This is a genomic window from Flammeovirga sp. SubArs3 (genome assembly GCF_947387565.1).
Lineage (GTDB): Bacteria > Bacteroidota > Bacteroidia > Cytophagales > Flammeovirgaceae > Flammeovirga > Flammeovirga agarivorans.
Genome location: NZ_CANDOA010000014.1, coordinates 86,310 through 101,601, shown reverse-complemented (window position 1 = coordinate 101,601; position 15,292 = coordinate 86,310). Strand labels below are relative to the sequence as shown.

Annotated in this window: 15 protein-coding genes; 6 read left to right on the top strand and 9 right to left on the bottom strand. The window is 33.7% G+C overall.

What is annotated here, in order from left to right; translation table 11 throughout:
- Positions 1-11: 11 nt before the first annotated feature.
- The 3 genes from QL232_RS25290 to QL232_RS25280 all read right to left on the bottom strand — a co-directional run bounded on the left by QL232_RS25290 (position 12) and on the right by QL232_RS25280 (position 1,994).
- On the bottom strand, positions 12-596 hold the full coding sequence (locus tag QL232_RS25290; protein WP_281616265.1) for a hypothetical protein: 585 nt from the start codon (positions 594-596) through the stop codon (positions 12-14).
- Positions 577-1,059: a sigma-70 family RNA polymerase sigma factor gene (locus tag QL232_RS25285; RefSeq protein WP_281616264.1), complete on the bottom strand. Its 483-nt coding sequence runs from the start codon at positions 1,057-1,059 to the stop codon at positions 577-579. Before QL232_RS25285 ends, QL232_RS25290 begins: the two co-directional genes overlap by 20 nt.
- Before the next feature lie 188 nt (positions 1,060-1,247).
- Positions 1,248-1,994, bottom strand: a complete 747-nt coding sequence (locus QL232_RS25280; RefSeq protein WP_168885429.1) for a hypothetical protein — start codon at positions 1,992-1,994, stop codon at positions 1,248-1,250.
- Positions 1,995-2,147: 153 nt separating this feature from the next.
- Here QL232_RS25280 and QL232_RS25275 point away from each other — a divergent pair, with 153 nt between their 5' ends.
- The 3 genes from QL232_RS25275 to QL232_RS25265 all read left to right on the top strand — a co-directional run bounded on the left by QL232_RS25275 (position 2,148) and on the right by QL232_RS25265 (position 4,884).
- The gene (locus QL232_RS25275) at positions 2,148-2,768 is read left to right on the top strand and encodes a hypothetical protein (RefSeq protein WP_281616263.1); all 621 of its coding nucleotides are present in this window, start codon (positions 2,148-2,150) and stop codon (positions 2,766-2,768) included.
- A gap of 172 nt (positions 2,769-2,940) precedes the next feature.
- A complete protein-coding gene (gene pdhA, locus QL232_RS25270; RefSeq protein ID WP_281616277.1) occupies positions 2,941-3,960 on the top strand; it encodes a pyruvate dehydrogenase (acetyl-transferring) E1 component subunit alpha in 1,020 nt (339 codons plus the stop codon).
- Between the two features lie 201 nt (positions 3,961-4,161).
- A complete protein-coding gene (locus QL232_RS25265; RefSeq protein WP_235958355.1) occupies positions 4,162-4,884 on the top strand; it encodes a tetratricopeptide repeat protein in 723 nt (240 codons plus the stop codon).
- A gap of 43 nt (positions 4,885-4,927) precedes the next feature.
- Here the strand turns inward: QL232_RS25265 and QL232_RS25260 are convergent, their stop codons facing one another.
- The 4 genes from QL232_RS25260 to QL232_RS25245 form a co-directional block, all read right to left on the bottom strand.
- A complete protein-coding gene (locus QL232_RS25260; RefSeq protein WP_281616262.1) occupies positions 4,928-5,770 on the bottom strand; it encodes an AraC family transcriptional regulator in 843 nt (280 codons plus the stop codon).
- A gap of 108 nt (positions 5,771-5,878) precedes the next feature.
- Positions 5,879-6,196, bottom strand: a complete 318-nt coding sequence (trxA, locus tag QL232_RS25255) for a thioredoxin (RefSeq protein ID WP_168885424.1) — start codon at positions 6,194-6,196, stop codon at positions 5,879-5,881.
- 195 nt (positions 6,197-6,391) lie between these two features.
- The gene (locus QL232_RS25250; protein WP_281616261.1) at positions 6,392-6,892 is read right to left on the bottom strand and encodes a hypothetical protein; all 501 of its coding nucleotides are present in this window, start codon (positions 6,890-6,892) and stop codon (positions 6,392-6,394) included.
- Positions 6,893-7,085: 193 nt separating this feature from the next.
- Positions 7,086-7,865, bottom strand: a complete 780-nt coding sequence (locus tag QL232_RS25245) for an alpha/beta hydrolase (protein ID WP_281616260.1) — start codon at positions 7,863-7,865, stop codon at positions 7,086-7,088.
- A gap of 175 nt (positions 7,866-8,040) precedes the next feature.
- Here QL232_RS25245 and QL232_RS25240 point away from each other — a divergent pair, with 175 nt between their 5' ends.
- Together QL232_RS25240 and QL232_RS25235 are read left to right on the top strand one after the other, a co-directional pair.
- The gene (locus QL232_RS25240; protein ID WP_281616259.1) at positions 8,041-8,913 is read left to right on the top strand and encodes a dienelactone hydrolase family protein; all 873 of its coding nucleotides are present in this window, start codon (positions 8,041-8,043) and stop codon (positions 8,911-8,913) included.
- Positions 8,914-9,147: 234 nt separating this feature from the next.
- Positions 9,148-9,795, top strand: coding sequence for a DUF1349 domain-containing protein (locus QL232_RS25235; protein ID WP_281616258.1), 648 nt, complete (start codon positions 9,148-9,150; stop codon positions 9,793-9,795).
- Positions 9,796-9,887: 92 nt separating this feature from the next.
- On the opposite strand, the gene QL232_RS25230 is transcribed toward QL232_RS25235, so the two are convergent.
- Both QL232_RS25230 and QL232_RS25225 read right to left on the bottom strand, forming a co-directional pair.
- Positions 9,888-10,529: a MarC family protein gene (locus tag QL232_RS25230; protein WP_281616257.1), complete on the bottom strand. Its 642-nt coding sequence runs from the start codon at positions 10,527-10,529 to the stop codon at positions 9,888-9,890.
- Positions 10,530-10,728: 199 nt separating this feature from the next.
- The gene (locus QL232_RS25225; protein WP_281616256.1) at positions 10,729-12,093 is read right to left on the bottom strand and encodes a saccharopine dehydrogenase C-terminal domain-containing protein; all 1,365 of its coding nucleotides are present in this window, start codon (positions 12,091-12,093) and stop codon (positions 10,729-10,731) included.
- Positions 12,094-12,548: 455 nt separating this feature from the next.
- Between QL232_RS25225 and QL232_RS25220 the strand changes: the two genes are divergently transcribed.
- A complete protein-coding gene (locus tag QL232_RS25220) occupies positions 12,549-15,254 on the top strand; it encodes a carbohydrate-binding protein (protein WP_281616255.1) in 2,706 nt (901 codons plus the stop codon).
- Positions 15,255-15,292 lie beyond the last annotated feature (38 nt).

Here is a 15,292-nt window from a genome sequence, read left to right as displayed (position 1 = left end):
CCTCTTTTTTGTTAGTCTACATTCTTTTCTAAGTCTCCAAAGTATTTGATTAATTCATCTATCTTTTTAGTCTGTTTCCTAATTAATCTAGGTCTAAAAATAAACCAATTGATACCAACCCAAATGATAGTAGTTATAGCAATCGGTATAGAATAATTAGGACTTAGTGCGACTAGGTATTCTGCCATATAAAATCCTAAACCTAAAGAGAATAGAATGAAATAAAGAGAAGTTGTTGTTGTCTGAATCTTTCTTTGTTTTTCTTTTATCTCCTTTAGTTTTTTGATATAATCTATTGATGTAGTATCAAAACCTATATTATTAACGAGTTGGTATAGTGCATTAATAGAATAGATGTAGATCACTACTGCTAAGATCGATAAACCAATACCTATTTTTGGAAGAATGACTTCAGGATCATAATAAAAAGCGATAAATAATAAATAAGCGATGGTACCAAAAGCGGTGATATGTGAGATGATCATCGACTGTTGAGACTTTTTCTTATATGATTTTGCCTTTTGTAATACTTCTTCAACATTAGGTTGTGAAGAAGATTGTTGTTGCCATAAATTCTTAAGATCTAGAGTACTCATAACGCGACATTTTTTTATTTAATTTTTCTTTTATTCTGTGGATTTTAGTTCGAACATTTCCATTCGATAATCCTACGATTTCAGCAATTTCATTTTGTGGAACCTCCTCGAGTTCTAAAGAGATAATCAGTCTATCAATTTCAGATAATGTTGAGATACATTGGTAGAGAAACTTTATCTGATCATTGTCTTCAAATTGATTTTCTGAAGCAGACAAATTTTGAGGCAATTCAGTTGTTTGGTGCTTTTGTCTTTTTTCTACTGAACGTAAACAAGTATTTGAGGCAATTCTGAATATCCAAGTTCCAATACTTGATTGTTTATTGAAAGTAGAGAGTTTTTGGTACACAATAATGAAAACATCTTGTGTCAGATCTTTGGCAAGGTCATGATCATTGACATATCCCATTGCTAGTCGAAAGACTTTTTGCCAATAGTTCTGATATATTTCTTCAAATTTCATTGGTTATACATTGAGAGCTTAAATTTTTTGTTTTCATCTCTTTAGATACAAGTTATTGGGAAATGTTACACTGAGCCTCAATTATTTTTTAAAAAAGCAGTAAATGAGTTCTTTTGCGATCACTCTAGATATAAAAAAACGTCTGTATTGATTAAAATACAGACGTTTTTTGTTCATAAATATATTTTTTAATCGAAGGTTACTTTAGCCTTTTTTATTCTATTAATTTTTCTTTTTGTATCGAAGATGTCGCAGTTTAGAGAAAAGTAGAAGACATTGCCACTAATTTGATTATAACTTAATGTTGTTCCTTGAATATTAGCTTGATTGCTTCCCCAAGAATCATTAAAGAATGGGTCTAAGTAATATTTGAATTTGAGGTTAGTACCTTCTGCAAATTGAATACCTAGCATTACACTCTGTTGTACATTTACTCGATCAGTAAACCATAAAGAGAATTTATCCGTTTTATTCCCTCCTACGAATGTTTTTTCTTTATAATGTATTGGCTGTTCAATTTCATAACCTCCATAAAGAAAGAATCCATTGAGGTTACCGAGTTTAAAACCAACAGGAACACCTACGTTATAAGTTCTCATTTTTTTACGCATTGAACCTGTTATTCCATCCTCTTTATACTCGTCAGGAACATCAAAAATAAAACCTAGGTTTCGGATTGATAAACCTGCGAAAAGGCCAAAATGATTTCCAAGATCCATGTTCACATAAGTCTGCCCATTAAAAAAGGGAGCAAAACGAATCACATCATTCTGTATTTCTTGATTGTTAATATTGACTGCCGTCATTCCTGAAAAAATGATTTCTAATCCACCAGAAAGGTAGAAATCAGTTTTTCTTTCATCTTGTCCATAGACTGATACGGATAGGAATAGTGTTCCTAAAAGAGGTAATAGAAGTTTACTTAATTTGATCATGATCTTATAGTTTTTGTTTCAGTAGTTATTGATTGTTTTTGAAGAGAGTCACTACTGATAATTTGCACTAGTATTGTTCTAAAGACAAAAATTAAATGTGTAGGTTGCATCAATAATTAGAATTAGGAAAAATTTTTATTGATGGTTGACAGTATGAAAAAATATATAGCTCTTGATTTAGTTTTAATTCCTTCAAAAAAGCATATTGAAGAGTTAGTAAGTATTAATCAACAACTCTTAGATACCACTCTAAAATTAGAACGTACACATACGGTTCCGCATATTTCAATCAGTATGTGTAGGGTAGAAGCTAATCGTATTGATCAATTAATTAGTAAGTTAGAAGATTATTTAGGGATTTTGGATTTGTCTGAACTCTCTTCTCTAAGAATAGAATCATTATATCAGCATAATAAAAATACTGTAGGTTGGAATTTAGAATTAAACAAAAGTTTAACTGGTTTGCACTATAGTGTTTGTGCATTAATGAAGAACTATCATTTCTCTGAAAGAGAAGAACATCAAAACGATGACTTTTGTGTGATACATAAAGATATGCCCTTTTCTGGGGTAAGCTATCTTAATCAATTTTTTGTGGATTATGCATATGAAAACTATCAACCTCATATTACAATTGGGCAGGGAAAATTGGAAAAGAAACATCAGAAAATAGGAGAAAAAATCATCTTTGATCGAGTGTCACTTTATCACATGGGAACGGGGTGTACTTGTGAAAAAGAACTATGGTCAATGGATATTGACAACAATTATTAGCAAAGAAGAGAGTTAAACTTGACAAAAATCACTTTCACATTGTAATTGCCTTCGAATAAGATTGTTTTTTTATCGATTTATTAGCAGATTTGGGGCGAAAACGAAAAATTATAAAATATCTTTTAGCATCTACATCTTTATGCTTGATGCTAACACTCAACAACCGCAAGAGATGTCTCAAGAAGAAAAAGTACTGAAAGAAGAACGTGCATTCTCCAAAGAACAATATTGGGAATGGTATGAGAACATGTTATTAGTTAGACGTTTTGAAGAGAAAACGGCTCAACTATACGGTCAGCAAAAAATCAGAGGTTTCTGTCACTTATATATCGGACAAGAAGCTTGTGCAGCTGGTCAAGTTTCAGCGTTAACAAAAGATGATATCTATATTACAGCATATCGTGACCACGCGCATCCAATTATGTTGGGTACGGATCCAGGTGCGGTGATGGCTGAAATGTATGGTAGATCTACAGGTACAACTAAAGGTAAAGGTGGTTCAATGCACATTTTCGATAAAACTGTGAACTTCGCAGGTGGTCACGGTATCGTAGGTGCTCAAATCCCAATGGGTGCAGGACTTGGCTTTGCTGAGAAATATAAAGGAACTAAAAACCTTTGTGTAACTATGTTTGGTGATGGTGCAATCCGTCAGGGTGCAATGCACGAAGCCTTCAACATGGCGATGGCTTGGAAATTACCAGTTATCTTTATTGTAGAGAACAATGGTTATGCAATGGGTACTTCAGTAGAGCGTACATCAAATGTAACTCACTTATATGAATTAGGTGCTGCTTATGATATCCCATCTCGTCCAGTAGACGGTATGACGGTAGAAGAAGTACACATCGCAATGGAAGAGGCTGCTGCTCATATCCGTGCAGGTAAAGGTCCTTACTTCTTAGAGTTTAGAACTTATCGTTATAAAGGTCACTCAATGTCTGACCCTGCTAAATACCGTACTAAAGAGGAAGTAGCAGAGTACAAGGCACAAGACCCTATCGAGAAAGTAAAACAAACGATCTTGAAGAATAAGTGGGCAACTGAAGAAGAATTGAAAGAATTCGATAAGAAGTTGAAAGCGCGAGTATTAGAAGCTGTAAAATTTGCTGAAGAGTCTCCATATCCTGAAAAATCAGAAGCTTACACTGACGTTTATGTTGAAGAAAATTACCCTTTCTTAGATTCATAAACTGAAGAAAACATAAAAAAATTAGGCTACTCTTAAAAAAGGGTAGCCTTTTTTTATGAAATAAGTGTAATATTGATCATTTTTGAGTGCAAACGTAACTTAAAAATATTATGTTTGCCCGAAATTTTTTAAATTTGCCGACTGAAATATTGATTCAAGACATTTAGGCGACGAAACCTATAGTATATATACATGGCGATCATGAAAGAGAAAAACAAAAACGTAGAGAAAGGTAATACTCAAGATGAACACAAGGAGTTTGAGGTATTTGAGAGTGCAGAGGTATTACAAGAACACATTATTGAAACTCAAGGTTTCCTAGATAAAAATAAAAACTTAGTACTTGGTGCTATTGGAGCTGTTGTAGCTGTAATCGCTGGTTACTTCTTATATGGTTTAAACATTGAAAACCAAAACAAGAAAGCTCAAGCAGACTTATCTCCTGCAGTTTTCTATTTTGAGAAAGACTCTTTAGGTAAGGCACTTAACGGTGACGGTAACTTAACTGGTGGTTTCTTACAAATCGCAGATGAGTATAGCGGAACTAAAGCTGCTAATCTTGCTAACTACTATGCTGGTGTTTCTTATATGAGAATGGGCGAGTTTGGTAAAGCAATCTCACATTTAGAAAAATTCTCTTCTGATGATGAGTTGGTACAAGGTAGAGCATATGCTTTAATTGGTGATGCTTATGTACAACAAGAGCAATTTGGTAGTGCTATCTCTTCTTACAAAGATGCTGTAGCTTACAAGCCAAATAAAGAATTTACTCCTGCTTACTTGATGAAGTTAGCGTATGCTTATGAAGCAAACGGTGACCAAGCAAACGCTTTAGAAACTTACAACAAAGTAGCTAATGAGTATGCTAAATCTCAAGAAGCTAATGATGCTAAGAAATTTGCAGCAATGATGTCTGTAAAATAATATAGATCCTTCCAAAGGAAATAAAAAAAGTCAGTTGATACCATCAACTGACTTTTTTTGTATGTAGTGCCCTATACTCACTAGGACTACTCCCTTCTGTTTTCTTAAAGAATCTACTGAATGCTTGTAGGTCTTCATATCCCAATTCATAAGCAATTTCTGAAATAGACTTCTCTGTATATATAATCTGTCTTCTGGCTTCCAGTAATACTCTCTCTTGTATAAATTGTAGTGGTTTTTTTTGCCCTAATAACTTGAATACATTAGAAAGTGTCTTGGGAGATTTATGAAGCAATTCAGCATATTCTGCTACTGATTTCTTTTCTCTAAAGTGTTGTTCTACTAAGAAATTAAATTCTTTTACAATGGTCATCTTATCTTCTTCTATAGTGGATAAATCTGTTTGTCTCTTCATGATTCTTGTGCAGAGTATTAGAAGACGTTTTAGAAGCATCTGTAACATCTCTAGTTGATGTTCATCAGAAGATTTTATCTCGTGTTCGAATACTTGCCAAAGAGATTTAAGTGTTTCACCATCAGTATTGGTGAGGTTTATTTTTGGAAGATTTGATGCCCCAAAAAATAAGATACCCTTACATCCTACATCACTTTCGTGATGTAAAATACAGTAAAAAGGTCTGTTGAACCGTAAGATTTTTCCTTTGTTTAATCGAATATTTTCTATCTGATGAAACTCAGTAAGGAAAACAATTTCATTGGCCATGAATGTATATCTACGGCCATCAATAGTTAAGTAGTTATCGTTTTCAGTAAACCAAATTAGTGTAAGCTTCTCTTCTGAGTTTTCGAATAAGTTAGTTTGGTCTGATGTGATATCAAAATTCTGGATTTCTAGGTATTCACCGGTTGTTTTTAAAAACTTCATAGCTTATCGTTTATCAAAAAACACTTATTTATAGTAAGGGTATTCCTATCACAGAAGAAAGAAGTGAGTGAGTAATAATGTTTACTCACTCTATATGATAATGGGATATTAGCTGACTAAAACGTCAAGCTGATTTCTTAATTCTTTTTCTCCTGTTAAGCCAACATGTGTATTTACCACTTCTTGATCTTTGATAAATACTAAATTAGGGATACTTCTTACTTTATGTAGTGTAGCAAGTTCTGGTACTTCTTCGATGTTTACCTTGTGGATACCCACTTTACCTTGGTATTCATCAGAAAGTTTCTCAACTGTTGGCAATAATGCCTGACAAGGTCCACACCAATCTGCGTAGAAATCTAGTAATAGAGGTTGACCTTGGCTGATTAACTCATTGTATTGATCGATGTTCTGGATTTTATTCATGATTAAGTTTTTTATGTTTTAAATAAATGAACAATACAAATATCCAGATTAATCACAGCACCTAAGTATGCATTTTGTCACATAAAGTTATCAAAAGTTCCTTAATTGACTTATTGGTCAAAAATAACAAAAAATAAACTACTTATCCAAAATATATGGATAAGCAGTTCAAAATTCGCGATCATTGTTTATTGATTAGAAGATGATTTTTTTGATAGTATCATTTTTTACTGGCCTCCATCCAAGTGTTTTATACTTTTTATAAGTATACTTTCTCCAAATGATTTCTCCTTTTTCATCATAATCTCTGATTTCCCAAATGATCATGCATGGCTGTTGGTCATGAGAGTCTTTGTAGACTCTTAAAAAGTGAATATCCTTCTGAAGCTTTGGAAATAGGATATTATCAGACTCAGTATCTACAACTAAATGCCTTGTTTGCTTTCTGTAATCTTTTAATAGACCCAAAGACCTTTCTGTTGATATATTAATAAGATAGGGAGCCTTCTTTACTTCTGGAGGAGTATTGAAGTAATCAAAATTTGCTGGATGTTTTGTAGGTTCGATAATGATGAGATCATTGTCTTTGTTCTTAGACTTTTTCTTATCATCATTAAATGAAGAATCTGCAAAAGCACTAAATGATACACAGTAGAGAAATTCTACAAGGAGTAGAATTAATTTAGAAGTTTTCATAGTTAATAAATAGATATGTTAGGTAAAGAAAATTCTTATATCAGTTGGGTCACTATTGGTTTTAAGTAGTACAGATTCTATTGGGATAGGTAAAGATAGCGGTGTAATCTGTAATACTTTGTTAACTAAAATTATATAAATAATCACTTAATAGTAAGGTTATTAAGTGATTATTTATGTTGATTAACATATGTTATCGATTACTGCAATAGGTAAGAAAGTTTAAAATTACCTGTTGGCACTTAGTTGTTTCTTCAAACATTCCCATATGGCCAACATTTTCGAAGAAATAAACATGGGCATCTTTTGGCAGATGACATTGTTCTATACTTTTAGTAAGAGGAACAGCAACATCTTTTTTACCGACGATAAATAGTACAGGGATGTTGAGAGCACTAATAAGTTCACTACTGTCTTCTCTTGTTCTCATTGCTAAAGAGGTTTTTGCAATACTTTCGACATCCTCTTTTTCTGCTTCTTTGATAATTCTATTAATAATGCCTCTATGCTGTTCTCTATTTGTTTCATCAAATAGATTGGCAATCATTGGAGCAACAAAAGCTCTAGCTCCATGTTCTCTTACAAATTCTGCAGCTTTTATTCTTACTTCTTTTTTTGCTTCATCATCTTCAAATGCTGTTGAATGGAAAAGTCCAATACCATTGAGATAGGAAGTATATTTCTTAGCGTAAGCTAAAGTGACATACCCACCCAATGAGTGCCCCACCATACAATATTTTTGAACACCAATGCTTTGTAGTGTTTGATGAATTTGATCTGCAAAATCAGATAACTCTATAGTCGCTTGTGTAATGTTAGGACTTTCTCCACATCCAGGAAGATCAATACAGATTACTCGGAAGTAGGGAGTGATTATTTTAATAAAATCGTTCCATAAATTTTTAGTCTCACAGTAGCCATGGATGAGTACTAGAGTAGTTTGATTTTCTTTACTATCAGTATACGCTAACATAATTTTTTGAATAATAAGTCTAGGATAAATATAAAGCTTTAATAAAGTATATATTGTTTTATCACATTATTAGATCAGTGAAACTACCGATTTATCCTTATATTCATTGGAATTAAAAACCATTTATTCAATGAAGAGTTTATACTCTGATTATCCACTTCCAAACTTAAAGACAATGAAAAACGCACTCTATTTTTACCTTTTAGTCACTTTCAGTTTTGTTGCCGCTCTATTGGCTCTTCATGAACCAGAAAAACCTAAAGAACCCGTATTGTGCCATGCAGATATAGAAGCTGTACATGCTTTTGCAGCATTTACAACTCAAGAATCTTTCAGAAATGCTCATTCTATGTCAAGGGATTTAGGAGATGTTTCTTTTAAAGGGACTGAAATTACTTTTGATGTAGCAAATGGAAAACAAGGAAAAGGATATTATGTAGCGTCAAAGAAAAAGTCGAACAAGTATATTTTTATATTTCATGAATGGTGGGGGTTAAATGATTATGTTAGAAATGAATCTGATCGTCTATCCAAAGAATTGGGAAATGTCAATGTGATTGCACTGGACTTATATGATGGAAAAGTAGGTACTACAAGAGAAGAAGCTGGAAAATTGATGAAAGCCTGTGACCCCAAAAGGGCTGCATCGATTATTCAGGGTGCTTTAGCTTATGTAGGTAAAGATGCAGTTATTGCCACTATTGGTTGGTGTTTTGGAGGAGGTTGGTCATTACAGGCAGCACTTCAATTACATCAACAAGCTAAAGCCTGTGTCATGTATTATGGTATGCCAGTAAAAGATGTTGATCGCTTAGCATCATTAAATTGTGATGTCTTAGGAATCTTTGGAGAAAAAGATAAATGGATTAATCCAGAGGTAGTGGCCAATTTTGAAGACCACATGCAAGAGGCAAAAAAGAACCTTGAAGTTAAGATGTATAAAGCAGATCATGCATTTGCGAACCCTTCTTCTGACAGGTATAATGAAAAAGATGCAAAAGAAGCTAACAAAGTAGCATTGGCATTTTTAAAACAACATTTGAAATAATATCTCATTAGGCAATAAAAAAGACCACCCAAAATTTAGGTGGCCTTGTTTGTAGTTAGCTTGCTTAAAGTAATATGAGGTTATCATTGATTTCTTAATACAATAATAAAAAAGTAGAACGTAATCTGTTTACGTTCTACTTTTTTTGTTTATTTTTTTTCAAATCATTCTAAATATTTTCTTCTACACCAACATCTTTCTTTAACTTACTAGTAAATCTAATTTACAATTGTCATGAAAAACTTATTGATAGTATTGCTATTGGGATTTTCCCAAGTAGTACTTTCCCAAAACCTAAATGATATGCAATGGTTTAATGCCCCAGAGAAATGGGAAGTAGATGGTTCTTCATTAAAAATGTTCGTTACCCCACAGTCAGATTACTGGAGAAAAACACATTATGGATTTACCATAGATGATGGTCCATTTTATTATGCCCAACGCGGTGGAGAATTTGAAGTTTCTGTAAAAATCACAGGAGAATATAGAACTCGATTTGATCAAATGGGATTAATGATTCGAGTGGATGAAAAACATTGGATCAAGACAGGAATTGAATATGTTGATGGGGTGTATAATTTTAGTGCAGTAGTTACTAATGACCATTCTAGTTGGAGTGTTATCGCTTTAGAAGGTAAACCAAAATCAATTTGGATTAAAGCCATCAGACGAAGAGATGCTGTAGAAATTTTCTACTCTTTAGATGGGAAAAAATACCAAATGAGTAACCTAGCTTATCTTCCAGATCACAAACCTCTTATGGTAGGTATGATGGCAGCAAGCCCTGATGGTAATGGTTTTAATGCAACTTTCGAAGACTTTAAAATCACGCACCTTGCGGATGAAAGAAGATTGGAATGGTTAGAAAATAACAAAGAATAAGCGAAAAGTTATTTTAATAGTTCAGGTTTAAAAAAAGGTTCATGTGAATTGAGTATCACATGAACCTTTTATTTATTTAGAGAGTATATTGTTTACTCAACGATAATAAATCTTTTCACTAATGGCCCTAAACCGGCAAAGAAGAATTCTACTGCCATTACCATAACGATAAGACCCATCAAACGTAACATCAATTTATTTCCTGTATCTCCTAACACTTTCATGATTGGTCCTGCGCTTAATAAGCTCAAGCATGTAGTGAGTAATACAGCTGTAATGGCAATAAATAGTGTTCCTACTTTAAAAGGATCATCGCTGGCTGAATCCATTAAGATAATTGCATTGGCAATAGATCCAGGACCACAAATAATAGGAATAGCTAGAGGAGTTATAGCTACATCATTGGCATATTCATGAATTTCATCTTTTGTGACTTTAACGCTTCCCAAGCGAGCTTGTAGCATATCAAATCCAACTAAAAAGAAGATCATACCACCTACAACTCTAAGGCTGTCGATAGAAATACCAAAGAACTTAAATAGTGATTGTCCTGAGATAGCAAAGAACAATAAAAAACAATAAGCGATGAATGTAGCTCTTAATGCTGTGCGTTTTCTCTCCTTGGCCTCTAACTGATTTGTGATGGTCATAAACACCGGCATAATACCTACCGGGTTAATTAGAGTAAAAAATGAAGTAAACGCCAATAGACCGTATGTAATTGCTTCGTTCATTATTTATAGACTAGTATGTGTGATGGCTACAAAGTAAAGACAAATAACTCTAATAATCTATTAGTTATCAGAAATAAGAAAGCCCAACGAAAAGATTTACGTTGGGCCTTCGATATATCAAATACTTATTCTTTCATTATAGAATGAATCCTATCTCACCTTTGTAAGGTGAAGCGAATACAAAATATCAATGCAATGCTTATAAACTCGACATTTCTTGTGGACTCATCACTACCTCTTGCTCTTTAAAAGTAATCCCTAGTGTTTCGAGTTCTTCTAAAACAGGTTCATATATGTTTTTATGAACTGGAATACACGTACCCGTTTTAGTAATCTTACCCTGAAGGATTAATTTCGTAGCAATGGCCAATGGAATACCTACTGTATCTGACATTGCAGTGTACGTTTGGTCTTTTCCTTTTACGACCATGTGTGATGTACGTAAAATATTTTCAGCTCCTTTTTTATAGAAAAGCTTATGGTACATCACAATCATATCTTTGTCATTCTTATCTAATGCCCATTTTTCCTCAAGAATCTTTTGAAGGATCTGAGCAGGAGTGGCACTTGGTAAGCCTACTTTCTTATCACTAAAGATATCCAACCACTCTAGTTTTTCCATTTCGATATCGTCTTGAGACAACTTAAGGTATTGCATCAATTTCAATTCTACAGAATCGTTTGGATTGTAACGTAGGAAGGAGTTGATGAACTCTCTATAAGTCATGTTTTCTGTATTTTCCATAACATAACTATCATCTGTTGCTCCTAGGGTAACAAAGCAATTCCATGCTCTACAGAAACCAGGTCGGCGAAGTGTGCCTCTATATACAGTAGGTACTCCTTCTAAACCGTATTTTTCAACATATTTTAGAGAGTCTCTATTGGCATATCCTTCAAACTTTCCGTATTCATCAATTTCAATACGCTCTGTTCTTCGGAATAATTTATTATATGGAATGTATTTGTATTTTCCATTGTGTAAGAAACGGACCGCTCCACCTTGTCCAGCAATAACGACATTTCTTGGGTTCCAAGTAAACTTATAATTCCAAGGGTTATTATCTGATTCGGGAGCAATTAATCCACCCGTAAATGATTCAAATCCTTCAATGCTATGCCCTTTTTCTTTGACCTCTTCTATCATTTTCATAGCAGACATATGATCAATGCCTGGGTCTAGCCCAATTTCATTTAATAAAATGATACCTTTTTCTTGGGCTTCTTCATTTAAGGCCTGCATTTCTGGTGTAATGTATGATGCTGTCGTCATAGATACAGCATGTTTTATGGCCACTTTTGCCACCTCAATATGGAATCTTGCAGGAAGCATAGAGACAACAATATCTCCCATAGCAATGTACTTTTCCTTGTGTTCGTCATTATTGATGTCGAACTCGAAAGCAGATGCTACTTCTTCAAAACCTTTGATTTTTTCTGCAGCAAGAGTTTGTTGATAGTCGCCGACCATTATTTTCCATTGATGGTCTTTGGCGTGTTCACAGAGATAATGAATTAATGACGAAGCTGAACGACCAGCACCTAAAATGATTATCGTCTTCATAAAGTAGTGTTTATTGGTAAAAGTATGTGATGTAAAAAGTTATCGTTGTTGTACGATATGTTATTGTATATGTGTTGTGGTGTAAATGTAATTTTTTTTGATGAAAAGTGAATAGAAAATCACTTTTTTCCTTCTTGATTCTCAAAAACGCTCCTATAAACCACAACGAAATAAAGTTGTAGTAATAATGTTGTATTCAAAATCTATTTGTATACCATCTACAATTATAGCGAATTTAAATCACTTAAATATCTTTTAATCAGCTATTTGTGTTGTTTTATTATCTATAAAAATGCTACTTCTCCTAGCAACTCTTTGATATATTTTGGTGATTTGAAAAGGCTCTCATTTAAATGAAAAACTAACTAAAGAGCGATTACGCAAGTACTTTTTTGAATCATTTTTTTCTAGAGAGAATGATTCTAACAGAGAATAATTTAAATATCAGGAATGCTATGAAAAAAACAATCTTTATACTACTTACGATGATTAACTGTCATCTGAGTTTAGGAAATGAAATGAATATTAACTTTAAAAACAACAACACATGGAAACTGAATAACTACTCTTGTAATGCTACACCAATCCCTTCTACCATACAAAGTGAGTCTTATTGTAGAATGTTTGGTATATCAACAGAAACTACTCAAGATAATGGAGGAGGACAGAATGTTGGCTATATAGACGACAATGATTGGATGAGTTATAATATCTCTGTCCCGACGACTGGTTCTTATAAAGTATCGTATAGAGTAGCGTCCAATTTTGGAGGTAATGAAATACAGATCGATAAAGACCTTGGTAGTACAATTTTAGGTACAATATCAGTTCCTTCTACAGGAGGTTGGCAAAGTTGGGAAACTATATCACATTCCATACAATTAGAAGCAGGTGAATATGAAATAGGTATTAAGGCGAATATCGGTGGGTTTAATATCAATTGGTTTGCCTTTGAACAGGAATTTCCAACTGAGGAAGAAAATACTGATTTTTTACATACAGCAGGACAAAACATTGTTGATGGACAAGACCAGAACTTTGTGATTAAAGCTGTTAATCTTGACGGTTGGATGGTTCAAGAAGGCTATATTATGGAAGTTCCTTTCGGGCCTCAATGGGAAATTATGGAAGGAATTGAAGATATTATTGGTCAACAAAATACGCAGGAATTTCATGATGCTTGGCTCGATAATATGGTGACTGAAAGTGATATCCAACAGATTAAACAATGGGGCTTTAATAGTATCCGTGTTCCTCTTCACTATAATTTATTTACACTGTCTATTCAGGATGAACCCGTCGATTTCGAAAATACAGTTATAAATAAAGGTTATCAACTTATTGATCAGTTGTTAGTTTGGGCTGAGAAATATGAATTATACTTGATCTTAGATTTACATGCAGCTCCTGGTGGGCAGGGTGAGGATCAACCTATTTCAGATTATAATCCTGCATACCCATCATTATGGGAGAGTGGAGAAAATAGGTCAAAAACGGTTCATCTATGGAAAGAAATAGCGAAGCGTTATGCAGATGAAAAATGGATTGGAGGTTATGATCTAATTAATGAAACAAATTGGGAGTTAGGCGATCAAAATCAATTGTTAGCAGATTTATACGAATCGATCTTGTATGAATTGCGTCAAGTAGATAATAATCATATTGTCTTTATTGAAGGAAATTGGTGGGCAAATGATTTCAGAGGGTTAACACCCGCTTTTGATAATAATATGGTTTATGCTTTCCATAAGTACTGGACAGCTACTGATCAGGCTTCATTACAGGAATTTATTGACCTTAGAAACTCTACGAATACACCAATATGGTGTGGAGAAACGGGGGAAAACTCTAATCAGTGGTATGTTGAGAACTTTGAAATACTTGAAGCTAATAATATAGGGTATGCATTTTGGCCATTAAAAAAGGTCAACCAGATACAAGGTTTGCTAAATGTGGGTCAGCCAGAAGGCTTACAAAAAGTACTAGATTATTGGAATGGTGAAGGTTCAAAACCAAGTGTAGCTGAAGCAAAATCAGCTTTAATGGAATGGGCAGTGAATACTAGGTTAGACCGTTGTGATTATAATTATTCTGTTATTGATGCAACTACTCGAATGGTAGGAACTACGGATACAAAAGCTTATTCTACTGTAAGTATTCCCGATGATAATATTACTGCGGCACATTATGATTTAGGAAAGCAAGGACACGCCTACTTTGAACAAGGTGATCTTGGTGATTATGGGGACAAAGCTTGGTGGAATATCAATTGGACCTTTAGAAATGATGCGGTGGATATATATACTTTAGGTAACGAGTATTACATAGGAGAAACGAAAGACAATGAATGGTTACAATACACTATTAATGCTACGCAAAGTACAAATTATGAATTTCAAGTAGAGGTTGCAGCCAACAGTTCAGGAGGGAAATATCATATTGAGGTAGATGGAAATGATATTACAGGGTCGATAAATGTCAGTTCCACTAATGGATGGGAAGTTTTTTCTTGGCAAGATGCGGGGCAGGCTTTTCTAAGTTCGGGAACAAAAGTGATTAGGTTTGTTTTTGAAAAAGGTGGCTTTAATCTTAAATCATTACGACTAGTTCCAACAACTACTGAAGATGAAGAAGAAGTGGTTGCAGAAGGCTGTTCTAACTCTGAAAATATAAGTTTAGACTTTAGTTATGATGGTATAGAAGAAAAGTGCTGGGTTATTTCTGAAGATATCAATTATATCAACTCTTGGGGAGCAGAATACATTACGATTAATGGTGTTGATATTACTAATGTTTGGATAAATAGTAACCTTCCTCCGAGACAGAATGGTAAATACTATATTTCATTCAAAGGGTTAGAATCTTGGGCACATATTGAGATTATGGGAAATAGCTCTTCTCAAAGAAAAATAGATGTTACTACAAGTTCAGAGATACAAGTATATCCTAATCCTTTCTCAACATCAAATGTGACAATAAAGCATCACAATCGAAGTGGTGAACTGATAAAAGTGTTAGACATTCATGGGAATATATTATATGCTAATCTTATTGAAAATGATCAGACAATTTTATCAAGAAACTTATTTTACAGAGGAATCTATTTTGTTCTCATTGAAGGACAAGATCAAATAGAAACAATCAAACTTATAGTAGATTAAGAAAAAACACCAGACTCAAATATGGAGTCTGGTGTTTT